Source organism: Halomonas sp. Ps84H-12 (genome assembly GCF_024124725.1).
In the GTDB taxonomy this organism is placed as follows: domain Bacteria; phylum Pseudomonadota; class Gammaproteobacteria; order Pseudomonadales; family Halomonadaceae; genus Vreelandella; species Vreelandella aquamarina.
The window spans coordinates 30,331-45,722 of the sequence record NZ_JAMXSJ010000032.1 but is presented as its reverse complement, the minus strand read 5'-3'; the positions used below and the strand labels follow the sequence as shown (position 1 = coordinate 45,722).

The 15,392-nt window shown below is 57.4% G+C and carries 10 protein-coding genes and 1 pseudogene; 5 read left to right on the top strand and 6 right to left on the bottom strand.

The window, feature by feature from the left end:
* Positions 1–212: 212 nt before the first annotated feature.
* A pseudogene (locus tag NH344_RS14585) lies at positions 213–1,187 on the top strand (IS1380 family transposase); the annotation flags it as partial.
* Between the two features lie 270 nt (positions 1,188–1,457).
* Here NH344_RS14585 and NH344_RS14580 read toward each other — a convergent pair.
* The 3 genes from NH344_RS14580 to NH344_RS14570 form a co-directional block, all read right to left on the bottom strand.
* On the bottom strand, positions 1,458–1,631 hold the full coding sequence (locus NH344_RS14580) for a hypothetical protein (RefSeq protein ID WP_161793469.1): 174 nt from the start codon (positions 1,629–1,631) through the stop codon (positions 1,458–1,460).
* A 99-nt stretch (positions 1,632–1,730) separates the two neighbouring features.
* Complete coding sequence (locus NH344_RS14575) at positions 1,731–3,083, bottom strand: ammonium transporter (RefSeq protein ID WP_044630280.1); 1,353 nt, start codon at positions 3,081–3,083, stop codon at positions 1,731–1,733.
* 474 nt (positions 3,084–3,557) lie between these two features.
* Entirely contained in the window at positions 3,558–5,873 is a 2,316-nt protein-coding gene (locus NH344_RS14570) for an aminomethyltransferase family protein (RefSeq protein ID WP_044630281.1), read from the bottom strand.
* 289 nt (positions 5,874–6,162) lie between these two features.
* Here NH344_RS14570 and NH344_RS14565 point away from each other — a divergent pair, with 289 nt between their 5' ends.
* The 4 genes from NH344_RS14565 (at position 6,163) to NH344_RS14550 (ending at position 10,341) form a co-directional block, all read left to right on the top strand.
* On the top strand, positions 6,163–7,329 hold the full coding sequence (locus NH344_RS14565; RefSeq protein WP_052509963.1) for an ATP-binding protein: 1,167 nt from the start codon (positions 6,163–6,165) through the stop codon (positions 7,327–7,329).
* A gap of 9 nt (positions 7,330–7,338) precedes the next feature.
* Positions 7,339–8,016, top strand: a complete 678-nt coding sequence (locus tag NH344_RS14560; protein ID WP_044630282.1) for a response regulator — start codon at positions 7,339–7,341, stop codon at positions 8,014–8,016.
* The gene (locus tag NH344_RS14555) at positions 8,013–8,819 is read left to right on the top strand and encodes a PAS domain-containing protein (protein ID WP_081135857.1); all 807 of its coding nucleotides are present in this window, start codon (positions 8,013–8,015) and stop codon (positions 8,817–8,819) included. The genes NH344_RS14560 and NH344_RS14555 overlap by 4 nt, the downstream gene beginning before the upstream one ends.
* Before the next feature lie 139 nt (positions 8,820–8,958).
* The gene (locus NH344_RS14550) at positions 8,959–10,341 is read left to right on the top strand and encodes an NAD(P)/FAD-dependent oxidoreductase (RefSeq protein ID WP_044630283.1); all 1,383 of its coding nucleotides are present in this window, start codon (positions 8,959–8,961) and stop codon (positions 10,339–10,341) included.
* A 126-nt stretch (positions 10,342–10,467) separates the two neighbouring features.
* On the opposite strand, the gene NH344_RS14545 is transcribed toward NH344_RS14550, so the two are convergent.
* From NH344_RS14545 to NH344_RS14535, 3 genes are read right to left on the bottom strand one after another with little or no spacing between them, the layout of a single operon-like run.
* Positions 10,468–10,728, bottom strand: coding sequence for a hypothetical protein (locus NH344_RS14545; RefSeq protein WP_044630284.1), 261 nt, complete (start codon positions 10,726–10,728; stop codon positions 10,468–10,470).
* The gene (gene fdhF / locus NH344_RS14540; RefSeq protein ID WP_044630285.1) at positions 10,725–13,559 is read right to left on the bottom strand and encodes a formate dehydrogenase subunit alpha; all 2,835 of its coding nucleotides are present in this window, start codon (positions 13,557–13,559) and stop codon (positions 10,725–10,727) included. The genes NH344_RS14545 and fdhF overlap by 4 nt, the downstream gene beginning before the upstream one ends.
* A 10-nt stretch (positions 13,560–13,569) precedes the next feature.
* A complete protein-coding gene (locus NH344_RS14535; RefSeq protein ID WP_240312656.1) occupies positions 13,570–15,312 on the bottom strand; it encodes an NADH-ubiquinone oxidoreductase-F iron-sulfur binding region domain-containing protein in 1,743 nt (580 codons plus the stop codon).
* Between the last annotated feature and the right edge of the window lie 80 nt (positions 15,313–15,392).

Genomic DNA, 15,392 nt, shown 5'->3' with positions numbered 1-15,392 from the left:
TGCGCCAGTTACAGAAACTGGCGTAGCCGATGTTCTCTTGTTTGCAGAACTTCGAAGCTGACAGACCACTGTCACGCTGCTGATTGACCAGAGCCTGCCACTGTTCGGGTGTGCGGTGCTTTCTCATAGGGGTAACCTCGTGTTGGAAAGTGTGAGGTTACTGTAGGGCGATTTTCAGCAGGGTGGCAGAACGTCGTGGAATGAACGCTTACGGCCTGCTGCGGCTGGTGGTCTGGCGCCTGAGCTCGCTGCAGAACGGCGAGCGTCCCAAGCAGCTGACGCTGGACATCGACGGCCTGCCGATCGAAGTCCACGGCCACCAAGGAGGGTCCGCATTTCACGGACTTTACGGTGCCCGCATCTACTCGCCGCTGGTCGCCTCGCTGGCCGAGACCGGCGACATGGTGGGTGGGCTCCTGCGCGAGGGCAACGCTGGCCCGGCTGAGAACGCCGATACTTGGATCCCGCATCTGGTGCGGCGACTCAACGAGAGTACCGGCGCTCAGGTACGGGTGCGCATCGACGCCGGTTTCACTGACAACGCGACGCTGGAGGCCTTGGAAGATCGCGGCATCGAGTACCTGGGCAGGCTGCGCAGCCACACGGGCCTGCAGAAGCTGGCGGCACCGCACCTGAAGCGGCCACCCGGCCGGCCACCCGAGCAGCCTCGCGAGTGGAGCCACGATCTGGAGTATCAAGCGGGCTCTTGGTCGGCACCGCGTCGCGTCGTGCTGGTGGTGCAGGAACGCCCCGATGACCTGCTGCTGCATGCCTTCTTCCTGGTCACCAACCTCGGCAAGTTCGACTGGCCGCCGGAGAAGGTCCTGGCGCTCTACCGCAAGCGCGGCAGCGCCGAGGCGCACATGGGCGAGGTGAAGTCGGCGCTCGACGTGCACCTCTCGTCGACCGATCGCGGCGCCTCCACCGTTCAGGACGTGATGGCGCGCAACGAGGTGAGCCTGCTGCTCAGCCTCTACGCCTACCAGGTCCTGCATGGCCTGCGCTGCTTGCTGGAGCGGCAGACCCGCCAAGGCTGGAGCCTCAGCCGGATGCGCGAGCAAGTGCTGAAGGTCGCCGCCACGCTGAGGCTGCACGCTCGGCGAATCACCGTTCATCTGGGTGCCGCCGCCGACAAGTGGTGGCCGACGCTGCTGAAGGGGCTGCCGAAGCTGACCGCACTGAGCTGACGCTCCTGCGAGACCACCACAACATCAGAAAGCGAGCGACTGGAGCAGGGGTCGGCGATCACGTCTGCTTGGACGGCCGCAATTGATTCCAAAGAGCTATAAGTAAGTAGGAAAAGGGCTGCGTTCTGGCATTACTCAACAGCCACTCGCGCTGAAGAGGCGAATCCTGATAAGCAATGCCAACAGCCAGTACCTTCAGACCGCTCAATCAGCGCCCTCGTGAATAAGGCGGGTTAATGACCATGCACCGATGTTTATCGCAATAATGCATTATTGCTGAGTGGACTCATGTTTTTTAAATGCCGCATTTTCGTGCTTTATAATACTGACCGTTAATAAAAGGCATAAACCTACGCCAACGATCAAACTCGCCGAGATAATAGCGGGATGACTGGAAAAGAACAGGTAATTAATGGCACTTTGCAAATCGGTACTGGTTTCCATTGTTGTCTCCTCAACGTTTCTTAGGATATGTCTGGCAACTACTTTTTTACATGATCATTATTTAGCGCATGCTCGAGGTAAGATGCAGAGTTATCGCGATTAACTAATATCCTGCCTTTTCGCCATGGGGAACGCTTTGTTTAATCCACCATGAACGCCCTGAGGCGAATGACCTTGTGGAGACTCGGTTTCAGGATAGGGCCTCGCCGATATTTCCACCAGGTCAAGCCCTAGTACTTCAACATGTGGTGGTACACGCAGTAGGTTGAACTTTTTCAATGCGTAAGAGATTCCCCAACCTGGGATAAAGCCGGTTAACGCCATAACCACAGCGCCTACCAACTGGCCGGTGAAAGAAATATCCGGCATCCCTTCTGCATTGGCAAACCCTGCCGCGAAGATACCCACCAGCACGACGCCGTAAAAACCGCAGAAACCATGAACCGCAAAGGCGCCCACAGAGTCATCCAGGCCGCGCTGTTCAAGGAAGTTGCCCACTTTGGCCATTAACGCACCACCGCTGGCCGCCAGCGCAAACGCCAGGCCGGGATAGTAAAGATCCAGACCGGCTGCCACGGTGATGATACCGCCCAAGCCACCTGACATGGTCCAGAAGGGGTCTCTTGATATCAGGTAGGCTCCGATAACACCGCCTGCAAAACCCATGACAGTGTTGAAGGCAAAAGCCGACAGGTTGGTCTGGGTTCCATAAATGGTCGTCCAGCCAATATCGCCGGTATTGAAGATGATGCAGCCGCCGAGAAAACCGAAGAAACCGACAATGATCATCATCAGCCCAAGCAACGACATTGGCATGTTGTGCGGTGGGATTGCCTGGGGCTTACCGTTTTTAAACTTGCCAATTCTGGCGCCCAGGTTCATCAATACTCCTAGGGCAAAGAACCCGGCAACCGCATGGACGACCCCTGCTGCCCCAACATCATGATAGCCAAACTGGGTGAGTAGCCAGCCGCTTGGGTGCCAGCCCCAGGACCCGGCCAGTATCCATACGCCACCCCCCAATATGACGGCAAGTGTCAGGAAGGCACTCAAACGAATTCGTTCGATGACGGCTCCAGAAAGGATAGAGCCTGTAGTCGCCCCAAAAAGAGCGAACGCCGCGAAGAATATCCCTGTGCCCATATCGTTGACATCAGGGCGCATACTGGCGCTCCAGGGAAGCGCCGCCGAGGCATCAATGGGAATCAGGCCATTGGGAAAAGCGTTGTAAATCCACCAGCCCACAAAATAGAAGGCCGGAATCACTGACGCCAGCGTAAGGATGTTTTTCATCCCTGATGCCAGCGCATTCTTGGTGCGCGAGGCACCAATTTCGTAAGACAGGAAACCTGCGTGAATCAGGAACATAATGGCAATACACCACCAGTAAAACACCTCTATGTTCATTGCCTGATGCATCTCGAAGATGCCTTTTAGTTCATCGGTCGTCATGTTGTTCCCCTATGTGTAAAGCGTGACGGTGAAATCACCTGGCTGTTTTAACCAGAGAGTTTTCGTAGTAATAAACCATTTTCTGTTGCATTCAATGACGATGATTCTTTAACACTTACCTTTATAAACAGCATTAAAACGGCTACTAGCCAACGCTCATCCCAACATTAACAGCAGCCTTTTTAAACGCCTTAAGTTAAATAGAGCAACATGCATGCCAAAACTCCATCAGCGCAGAAAAACATCTTATCCAGCCCATCAAACGATGCTTTATTGTCTAAAATATCGCGAAAACAAAACGTCACTGAACATTACCCTGGCAAATCAACACTTCCTTTTTACTAGCAAAACCCACTCTTCTGATTGGTCGAATTACCATTAAAAACGGGGGGCACTCATTCTTTTACATGCACTGTGACAGTGCTGACCTTCACCAAGCCAGTGCGTTCTAATCACTGGCTTGATGGAATTAAATTAACTACGCACGCGAGTACGCTCCTTGTCATAAAACGGCAAGGCAACCACTTCCGCCGGCAGGCGTTTCTGGTGCCCATCAAGGCGACCCACTTCTAGCTGGGTACCAGGGCTTGCAAACTCGGGTGCCAGACGACAAAGGGCTATCGATTGCTTAAGCAGCGGTGATTGGGTAGCACTGGTCACCTGCCCCACCGGAAAGCGTCCATGAAAGACCTGATCCCCATGATCCACCAGTTCCGTACTATGAATGATCAGTCCCATTAACTTGTGGCGACTTTCCGGTGCCTGCCGTGCCATCGCCTCCCGGCCAACAAAGTCGTCTTCCTTGGTTTTCATTGGCACGGTGAAACCAATACCCGCTTCAAACGGATTGGTTTCCGGGCAGAATTCATGGTCAGCAAAAATCAGCCCCGCTTCGATGCGCAGCATATCCAGTGCATCCAGCCCTAAGGGCGCTAAGCCGAACGCTTGCCCCGCCTCCCAGATGGTATCCCAAAGACGTTCGCCATGGTCAGGGTGGCACCAGACTTCAAACCCCAGCTCGCCGGTGTAGCCGGTACGCGAGACCATAAGAGGAATGCCATCCGGCCCGCCCAACCGGCCAATCATAAAATGGAACCAGCTTAACTGAGCGACGCTCGTCTGGGTTTCAGCGTTCCACACAAGCTGGCTGAGCAGCTCACGGCTGAACGGCCCCTGAATCGCCAGGTTGTGCAGTTGCTGGGTGGACTCACGAATACTGACCTTATAACCCTGGCGGCTAGCTAGCTCACGCAGCCAGATACCACTATACGGGTCGCCGCAGATCCACCGGAACGCCTGTTCGCCCATCCGAAAAAGCGTGCCATCGTCGAGCATGCCGCCGGTTTCATTGCAGGCGGCTGAGTAAGCGACTTCGCCAACGGATAAACGCCGCACATTCCGGGTCAAGGCGTATTGCAGCAGGCGTTCAGCATCCGGCCCCACCACTTCAAACTTGCGCAAGGGTGTCAGGTCCATGACCGCAACCCGTTCACGGCAGGCAAGGTATTCGGCACGCCGCCCCCAGCCTTCAAACTCGCTGGGTAGCCAGTAGCCGCGATATTCAATGAAGCGCTGGGTCAGGGCCGATGTCCGACGGTGAAAGGCGGTTTGCAGTGTCATGCGGGGCAGTTCCTCCGGGGTAGTCCGGTTAGCAATTGAACGCGGAAATTCATGTTCGGCTGAGTAGATGCGTACCTGTATATCGGTGGGCGTCCATCCGTTAGCGGGGTCAATGTCGTCCGGACACGCGGACGACGCACACACCAGATCGCGCTTCGCGCGCAGCAGGACATAGTCGCCAGCTCGCGACCAGGGCTCATCTGCCGATAGCGTGCCGCAGGGTTCAACGTGCGTATTGAAAAAGAAATTGATGGCTGGCCAGCCAGCGCGAGGGGCGATGTTAAAGACCGCCAGTTCACGGTTAAAATTCTCGGTACAACTGATATGGCCAAAATAGCCGCTGTCTTCGTAGAATTTTGGCGTACATGCCAGCATAAAACTGTCATGCCGCCCGACTGTGTCCTGCACCACTTCAAGCATGGGCTGAAGACGTTGATCGGCAAAGCGCGAAAACAGGCCGGGCTGCGGCATCGCGCAATTGGCCAGCGTGCGTGTTGCCGCCGCGTCCAGGGTCACCGTCTCGCCCAGGTCCAGGGCATCTTTATCAAAGGCAATAAAGTCCGAACACTGCTTGCCTGACACATCGATGATCTGAATCCACTCACCTGCACGAACCTGATAGGTACGCGCACTGCTATGCGGAATGTGGATGTCGTTAATAGGCTCGGCTAAAGGCGCTGGCAGAATCGGTAAATGCTCAGGCAAGTGCCAGTGAATCACGTCCAGTTCCGTGGCGGGTGACTGCTCGGAGACAGCCATGTCGTTGCCGGGGGCCACCAGCACCAACGTTAGCGGCGCGCTATCCAGAGGGCAGCTGAGTTCAAGAGGCAACTGCCGCCCGGGAATATGACCTCCCTGTGACAGCAGTTCAGTATCAATCTGCCAAGAATCGAACCGGGCTTTCAACCGCTTGGCAGCCGCATTACCCTGTTCAAGCTGGCGCTGTGTCAGCGCGGCGGACGGCTGCAGCGCTATCCCCATGGAAGCCGTCACGGCTTGGTTATCCTGGTCAAGCGCCAACAAATCGCAGCCCTGCTCCCCATCTGGCGACGTGATGCTCAAACGCTCCCCCGGTAATAGCGGTAAACGCAGGGCATGCTGGCCAGCGATACGATAGCGCCGGCAAGGCGTTTCCAGCGCCTGCTGCTTAGAGTGATGCCAACTACCCATAGTGTAACCTCGTGTTGTCCGTTCCGGTTTTGTTCAGCCTGGGGCTATAAAGGTGCGTCGCGGTCGTCTGATGCTCCCTTTATGGTGCAGGTGGCGTGCCCGCCCCCACCGGAGAACCGTGATGCGCCAACAATTTTCTTTCTGATAAAAATACTTTACTCGCAGTAGGAAGCTGCACAATCGGCCATGGGGGGTAATCACGAAGGAGTAACCAGCCTGTACTGGCATGAAACCTGCTAGTAACAGGGCTAACGCGCGTAAGGCATGAACGTCGGTGATGGGAGGAGGTATGGCTATCAGTCTCAGTGGCTGGATTGAACGTCGGGTAATTCAACCTGAAAAAACGTCTCAGCCGGAACCGCTCATAAGCGACCAGGTACTCAACGGGCTTACCTTGCGCCTCGCCGCATGCCACCACCTGGCGGTTGACTTACCGACGGTTCTTACCTGGTTGCAACGTCAGCTTCCAGCCACCTACACCGCTATCGAAGGTTCCTGTTTATGCCTCGCCTTGCGAATGTCGCAGGCCCACTCGCTGACCCTGGTGACGCCTTCCGGCATTACCCTGACAGTAGATCAGGCCACCGCTATGGAAGCGGCGTTAACCACGCGCTATCGACGTACAGACGACCTCGTCAATGGGAGCAGGGAAATACCCTCACAGCGTCAGCTTCCATGCTGGCCCCACCCCCTATACGCACAGCAGCTTACGCTGGATAAAAAGGCGGAGGCTTGGTTATTGCTACCAGGCGGATGGCCGCAGAACCCGTTTTTCGAGCCGTTACGCAGAGCCTTCATGGAAGGCTTAAAGATTTGCCTGGCGCACCATCAGCACCTCGAACAGGCGGTAGAAGAAGAGCGTCGCGACTATGCCGCCGGCTTACACGACACCATTGCCCAAGAGCTGGGGTATTTGCGGCTGCGCACCTCGCGCCTGGAGAAGGCTTGCCGACAGCTTGCGCCGGAACTTGAGACGCTGGCCAGCGATATCCACCTGCAAACCCAGCGAACCTACCGCCAAACCCGCGAATTGATCACCACCGCCAGGCTCACTCTGGAGGATGATTCACTCCACTTGGGGCTAGTACGCACAGTAGAGGAATTCGAGCAGCTTTCAGGGCTGGTATTCGAACTGGACAATCGAGCCCAACCAGAAGGCTTATCCAGACAGACCGCCATTCAGGTGCTTCTGATTGTGCGCGAAGCTCTCAGCAACAGCGTGCGTCATTCTCACGCCTCGCATGTTCGTATTCAGCTTTTCCCGCAGGTTAAAGGGGAGTTGCTGGTGCGTGTCGATGACAATGGACAGGGCATCATTTCGGAAGATGCTGGCAGCGGCAGTTTCGGGCTGGGCATCATGCACGAGCGTGCCCAAAAGATAGGTGGCCACCTGCACGTAGGATCACTATCCAGTGGCGGTACCCGTGTCGAATTGATCGTTACGGATGACAGATAGAGAAATGCGATGAACCCTACACGAGTTGTTTTAGTCGATGACCATCCTTTATTTCGACGTGGTGTTGCACAACTGCTCAGCGAAAGTCAGCGCTTTGATATGTTGGAAGAGTTCGGCAATGCTGAAGAGCTCCTCCAGAACCTGGAGCGCCTGGATCCTGAGCTGTTACTGATCGATCTGCAAATGCCGGGCACCAGCGGCTTATCTCTGCTGGAGCAGATCAAGGCCAGGTGTGAAGATACCTGGGTCGTAATGCTGACCGCGTCAGACGACAGCCATGACTTACTGAAAGCCATTCAGCTTGGCGCTGATGGCTACCTGCTCAAAGATACCGATCCGGATATCATTCTCGAGCGTCTTGATGCTCTCCTGCATGGCAAGATAGCGCTCAATGATGATGTTGTCATGATGCTGGCGCAGCACTTGCGTGCCGATCGCCTGGATATTATGGATGACATGCCCGCTTCCTCAAGCTGGGCGGAAGGCTTGACCGAGCGCGAACGCCATACCTTGATGTGGATTACCAAAGGGCTTAGCAACAAGCTGATTGCCCGTGAACTGGGCATCAGTGACAGCACCGTCAAAGTGTATGTCAAAAACCTGCTACGTAAGCTCAATGTCAACTCGCGTCTCGAACTGGCCGCCTGGGTACACACGCACCCTTTACCTGATGAGGATGCGCCATGATGTGCCTTTTGATGCCATTCACCTTCAGGAAGCGTCCCCCCAACACACCGCCTTGTTCAAGCTTGCTGGATAGCCTGAACGAAGCCGTACTGATCGTAAATGACAACAGTGAAATCTTGTTTGCCAACCGTAGCTGGCAGCATTTGATTGACGCCGACAGTGAGGCTACACCGTCCCACCTGCTGGAGTATGTTCACCCTGCTGACCGAGATGTCTGGCAACAGGTGTGCTGTCAGGTAAATCGTCAGGAAAGTCCCGCACCGTTATGGTTGAGAGTGATGGGGGCCGGCCATGAGCTACGCTGGTGTGAGTTACGCGCCCAACCCCTCGGGGTTGGCTCTGCCTGGCCTGCCAGCTTATCCCTCTGTGATATTACGCCTCAGGTACAACGTAATCAGGTTCTCTCTGCTAGCCATCGCAGCCTGTCGCAACTGGTGAATGGACTTCCTGTGATGGTTTATCGAGCCCGTAACAATCGCCGCTGGACCATGGAATACGTCAGTGACGGTTGCTACGGATTGACCGGCTACACGGCCGAAACGCTGCTTAACCATTCCCTGATCAGCTACGGAGACATGATCCACCCCCAGGATGCCGACCAGGTCTGGGAAGAAGTTCAGGATGCCTTGCGTGAACACCGCAGCTTTGAGCTGGATTATCGTATTCAGTGCGCCGATGGACATCTGCTTCGTGTGAACGAAAAGGGACATGGCGTTTACTCACATAACGCCGCTGTGCTTGGCGTCGAAGGCGTTATCATCGCCTTTGACGCCGACCCATCGACCTCTCATACCGATAGATAACTCTTTTTGACTACCCTCTCTGAGTAATTTTGTTGTCTGTGCCGATCCACTAGGTTGGTAGTGAGCGAGCGAGAGGTTTTCTCGCCTCCTATCACGACATTTCGTTCAAATCTGTCAGGACACGTACAGGAAACTAGCTATGAAAAAGCGTATCGCAATCATCGGCGCCGGCCCAAGCGGTCTGGCACAGCTTAGAGCCTTTCAATCGGCACATGAAAAGGGCGGAGAGCCACAGGAGCTGGTCTGTTTTGAGAAACAGTCTGACTGGGGTGGGCTTTGGAACTACACTTGGCGCACCGGCCTTGATGAAAACGGTGAGCCGGTTCACGGCAGTATGTACCGATACCTTTGGTCCAACGGGCCGAAAGAATGCCTGGAGTTCGCCGACTACTCTTTTGAAGAGCATTTTGGTCGTCCTATTGCCTCTTATCCGCCACGGGCTGTGCTCTGGGATTATATAAAAGGCCGCGTTGAGAAAGCCGGTGTTCGTAAGTTCATCCGCTTCAATTGTCCAGTGCGCCACATCAGCTACGACGAGGCCAACGGGACTTTTACCGTCATTGCCCACGACCACACCACGGATACGCTCAGCACTGAGACATTCGATCATGTCATCGTCGCTTCCGGGCATTTCTCTACCCCTAACGTGCCGGAATTCGAAGGTTTCGAAAATTTTGGCGGACGCATTCTCCATGCCCATGATTTTCGCGATGCGTTGGAGTTCAAAGACAAGGATCTGTTACTGGTGGGCAGTAGCTATTCTGCCGAAGATATTGGCTCTCAGTGCTACAAATATGGTGCTCGAACGATCACCACCAGTTACCGCTCTCGACCTATGGGCTTCAAGTGGCCTGATAACTGGGAAGAAAAACCACTACTATTGCGAGTAGATCGCGATAGAGCATACTTTGCGGACGGCACCTCAAAACCTATCGACGCTATTATCCTGTGTACCGGTTACTTGCACCACTTCCCCTTCCTTGAAGAGTCACTGCGCTTGAAAACCAGCAATCGTATGTGGCCGCTGGATCTTTACAAAGGCGTTGCCTGGGAGCACAACCCCAAGCTGTTCTACCTAGGCATGCAAGATCAGTTTTATACCTTTAATATGTTTGATGCACAGGCCTGGTACGTACGCGACATCATTCTTGGGCGTATTCCGCTGCCAAGCCAAAATGAAATGCGCAGCGATAGTGCCGCTTGGCGAGCACGCGAGGAAACACTGGAAAGCGATGAAGACATGATTGTTTTCCAGGGGGATTACGTGAAGTCCCTGATTGATGAAACCGACTATCCCAGCTTTGACATTGACGGCGTTAACAAGACGTTTCTGGAATGGGAGCATCACAAGCATGATGACATCATGGCCTTCCGTAACCACTCCTACCGCTCCTTGATGACAGGCACCATGGCACCTTCCCACCACACGCCCTGGTTACACGCGATGGACGACTCATTGGAGGCCTATCTGGCCACGCATGACGATGCCACCACCGCCCAAGCAGATGCAATGGAAACCTGACAGTAAGCGTATAAAAGCAACCGGCAGATGGCCCATGGGGCAGCTGCCGGAAGTCTGACGAACTGTCTGTCTTTATTAACTTGGCTCTCGCGCCTGCCTGTTTGCTCTCAACGTTCACCCTACCCTTCAGGCTTTTCCTTTTATCTCGTCTTCAAGCACCGGCGAGAGGCTTGTCTCAATGGCCTCAAGCACTTCCGGCAGCATGACCTCCTTATAGCGCAGCAGATCCGCAACGGTTTCCGGCAGCTCGGCCAGGCCGTTCGCCTTGTAGACGCAGGCAGCGATTTCGGCTAAGTCAGCGGGGCTGGCGTCCACCGGCGGCACCAGCCCAATACTGACCAGGCGCTGGCGAAAATCTTCGCCATCCACCAGCTCAGTGATCATCATGAGGTGACCTCCTCTTTTTCGACGGCGGCCAGGCGGCAGGCGGCGTATTTGAACTCGGGGATCTTGCCGTCCGGGTCCAGCGCGGGGTTGGTCAGCAGGTTGGCGGCCGCTTCTGCATAGGCGAAGGGGATAAATACCATGCCATCCGGCATGCCGGGGTCAACCCGTGCGGCCAGTGTGATACGGCCTCGCCGGGTGGTGATGGTCAGGCGGTCTCCCGGCGCCAACTTCAGCCGCTGCATTTCATTGATGGAGAGACTGGCCACAGCTTCCGGTTCCAGCTCATCCAGCACCTTGGCACGCCGAGTCATCGAGCCGGTATGCCAATGCTCCAGCTGGCGGCCGGTGGTGAGCACCGTTGGGTAGTCGTCATCCACCGGTTCATCCGGCGGAATGGGCCGGGTGGCGGCGAACTTGGCCTTGCCCCCTTCGCGGGGGAAGGCATCGCCAAAGACGACGTCCTGGCCGGGGGCGTCGTCACTCGGGCAGGGGTAGGTCACCGACTGTTCGCGCTCCAGGCGTTCCCAGCTGATATGATCCAGCGAGGCCATGCCCTGCTTCATTTCCGCAAACACCTCGCTAGGGTGCTGGTAGTGCCAGCCCAGGCCGAAGCGGTTGGCCAGCTGCTGGATGATCCACCAGTCCGGGCGGGCATCGCCGGGCAGCGGCATGGCCGCACGGCCCAGCTGCACCTGACGGTTGGTGTTGGTCACGCTGCCGTCTTTCTCGGGCCAGGCCGAGGCAGGCAGAATCACATCGGCGAACTGGGCGGTTTCGGTCACGAACAGGTCCTGCACCACCAGATGCTCCAGCTTGCCGAGCGCCTCACGGGCGTGGGTGAGATCGGGGTCAGACATGGCCGGGTTTTCACCCAGGATGTACATGCCGCGAATGGTGCCTGCATGAATGGCATCCATGATCTCGACCACGGTCAGGCCGGGCTGATTATCCAGCGGCGTATTCCACAGTTCCTCAAAGGCGGAGCGCAGCTGATCATCGCCGACCGGCTGGTAGTCGGGCATCACCATGGGGATCATACCCGCGTCCGAGGCGCCCTGAACGTTGTTCTGGCCACGCAGCGGGTGCAGGCCGGTGCCGGGACGGCCAGTATGGCCACAGGCCAGGGCCAGCGAGATCAAGCAGCGGGCGTTATCGGTGCCGTGGGTATGCTGAGAGATGCCCATGCCCCAGAAGATCATCGCACGCTCGGCATTGGCATACAGGCGCGCTACCTCGCGAATGGTCTCAGCCTCTACGCCACACTGGGCGCTCATGGCCTCTGGGGTCATATCGACCACATGCGCTTTGAGGGCGTCGAAGCCTTCGGTATGCTCGGCAATGTAGGTCTCGTCATAGAGGCCTTCCGTGACGATGACATTGAGTAGCGCATTGAACAGCGCCACGTCAGCACCGGGTTTAAAGCGCACGCTCAGGTGGGCGTAGGCGTCCAGCGCCTGACCACGGGGGTCGATGATGATGAACTGGGTGCCGCGCTTGGCGACCTGTTTGAAAAAGGTGGCCGCGACCGGATGGTTTACCGCCGGGTTGCAGCCGGTGAGAATCACCACATCGGCGTTGGCGGCCTGCATAAAGGACGCGGTCACCGCGCCAGAGCCCAGGCATTCCATCAGGGCGGCGACCGAACTGGCGTGACACAACCGAGTGCAGTGGTCGACGTTATTGGTGCCAAAGCCAGTGCGGATCAGCTTCTGGAACAGCCAGGCTTCTTCGTTGGAACATTTGGCGCTACCAAAGCCCGCCAGCGCTTGCGGCCCCTGTTCCGCTTTCAGCGTGATCAGGCCGGTGGCGGCAAATTCCAGCGCTTCTTCCCAGCTGGCCTCACGGAAGTGAGTCAGCGGCTGGGCGGGGTCGAAGTCTGGATCAAGCCCCTTGGCCACACCCTCACGGCGGATCAACGGGGTAGTCAGGCGTGACGGATGGCGCGGGTAGTCAAACCCGAAGCGACCCTTCACGCACAGACGATTATGGTTGGACGGCCCGTTGCGGCCTTCCACATAGACAATCTCGTCGTTCTTGAGGTGGTAGGTCAGCTGGCAGCCGACGCCGCAATAGGGGCAGACAGAGTCGACCTGTTTATCAGTCGCGACACTGTCCCCCACGCCGTGTTCGTCAACCAGGGTGGCGGGCATCAGGGCCCCGGTGGGGCAGGCCTGCACGCATTCGCCACAGGCCACACAGGTGCTGTCGCCCATGGGGTCATCAAAGTCGAAAACAATTTTTGAGGCACTGCCACGATGGGCCAGACCAATGACGTCGTTGACCTGCACTTCGCGGCAGGCGCGTACGCACAGGTTGCATTCAATGCAGGCATCGAGGTTGACCGCCATGGCACTGTGCGAGCGGTCTTTGACGACGGCACTTTCGCGCTCGGCCACATGGTGCACGGTGGGCGTAGTTCGCTCGCTGCGCTTGGGTAAGCGCTCACTTACCTCACCGACATCAATCGCCAGCTGATCGGCCATGGCCCAGAAATGGCTGGAGGCGTCCGGACTCTGCTCGCGGGGCGGCTGGTCCACGGCGAGCATTTCCAGCACGCCTTCGCGGGCCACCCGCGAGCGTTCAGAGGTGGCACTATGCACCACCATGCCAGGCTTGGCCTCACGCAGGCAGCTGGCGACCAGGGCGCGTTCGCCTTGCACTTCGACCATGCAGGCGCGGCAGTTGCCGTCGGCACGGTAGCCCTCGGCATCCTTGAAGCACAGGTGCGGAATGGTTTCTCCGGCGCGCTTGGCGACCTGCCAGAGGGTGTCGCCGGGGTAAGCCGTCACGGCTGCGCCATCCAGCGTGAGGGTAAAGGTCTCTTGGTTCATAAGGTTCTCCTTACCCTTTGAAAATGACGTTCTGGGCGGCAAGCTCAGTGCGGAAATCGCGCAGCAGGCCCAGCACTGGATTGGGGGCGGCTTGCCCCAGGCCGCAGATGGACGCATCCATCATCACCTGGGAAAGCCGCTCCAGCGTGTCGACATCCCAGGTGCTGCGTTCCAGCAGGGTGAGCATTTTCTCGGTACCCACGCGACAGGGCGTACACTGGCCACAGGATTCATCGGCGAAAAAGCCCAGCAGATTGGTCGCTACATTACGCAGGTTATCGTGATCGGAAAACACCACTACCGCCGCCGAGCCGATAAAGCAGCCGTGCTCCTGCAGGGTGTCGAAATCCAGTGGGATATCGGCCTTGCTGGCGGGCAGAATGCCGCCCGAGGCGCCACCGGGCAGGTAGCCGGCAAGCTGATGGCCGTCCTGCATGCCACCGGCATATTCGTTGATCAGCTCGTTAAGGGTGATACCCGCCGGGGCCAGATGTACACCCGGGTTTTTCACCCGGCCAGAGACCGAAAAGCTGCGCAGGCCACTGCGACCATGGCGGCCTTGACTGGCAAACCAGTCGGCGCCCTGGGCATAAATGGCCGGAATCCAATAGACGGTTTCGACGTTATTGACCAGAGTCGGGCGGTCAAATAATCCACGCTGGGCCACAAACGGTGGGCGATGGCGCGGTTTGCCGGGTTTACCTTCCAGCGATTCGATCATCGCCGATTCTTCCCCGCAGATATACGCCCCCGCGCCACGGCGCACCACAATATAGCCCGGTGCCACCAGCCCGGCGGCTTCCAGCTCCGCAATGGCCTGATGCAACACCGTATGCAGCGCCGGGTATTCATCACGCAAGTAGATGTACAGGGCGTCTGCTTCCACGGCCCAGGCGCTGATCAAGGCGCCTTCGAGAAATTGATGGGGCGCGCGCTCCAGGTAATAACGATCCTTGAAGGTGCCCGGCTCGCCTTCATCGGCGTTGATGGCGCAGTAGCGCGGCCCGGCCTCGGCGCGGACGAAAAACCATTTTTTAAAGGTCGGGAAACCCGCGCCCCCCAGCCCGCGCAGGTTGGCCTTTTCCAGGGTGTCCATCAGGCTTTCAACACTCACCTCCCCCGCCCGGCAGGCGCTGAGCAGGGCGTAACCACCGGTTTGCCGATACGCGTCAAGGCGTGGCCAGTCCAAGGGTTCAGGGTGAATGTGATCGGCAGCGATGGCCGCCTGAACGCGCTCAACACTGGCATGGCCCAGATGGTAATGACCCACTTCCACCACAGGCGCCGTATCACAGCGGCCCATGCAGGGGGCGCGCAACACGCGCACCTCGGCGGGGTCGGTGCCTACCGCAAGTGCATTGCGCAGAGCGTCAGCACCGGCCAGCTGGCAGGACAGGGAATCACATACCCGCAGCGTCAGCGCTGGAGGCGGCGATTGATCGTCGTGGATGACATCAAAGTGGGCGTAGAAGGTGGCGGTTTCGTACACCTCAGCCATGGGCAGGTTCATGTAAGCGGCCAGGGCGCGTAGATGGGTCAGCGGCAAGTGGCCAAGGGCATCCTGAATCGCGTGCAGATGTTCGATCAACAGATCACGTTGGCGCCGCTGCGGCTGCTCGCGTTCATCACCGAGCAGTTGACGCAAGGCATCCAGGGCGTCCGGGGCAAGTGAGCGTCCGCGTGGCTTGCCGCGGGCTTTACCACGAAAGGGCGGGAAATGGGTTGGTTGCTGCGGAGCCATACTGTCAGTCACTTCGTTTCACCTTTCGTAGGCATGTCGGGGCAGAGCACCCTCGAGATAATCCGTAGATTTTCGAGCAAAAACAGCGGTGC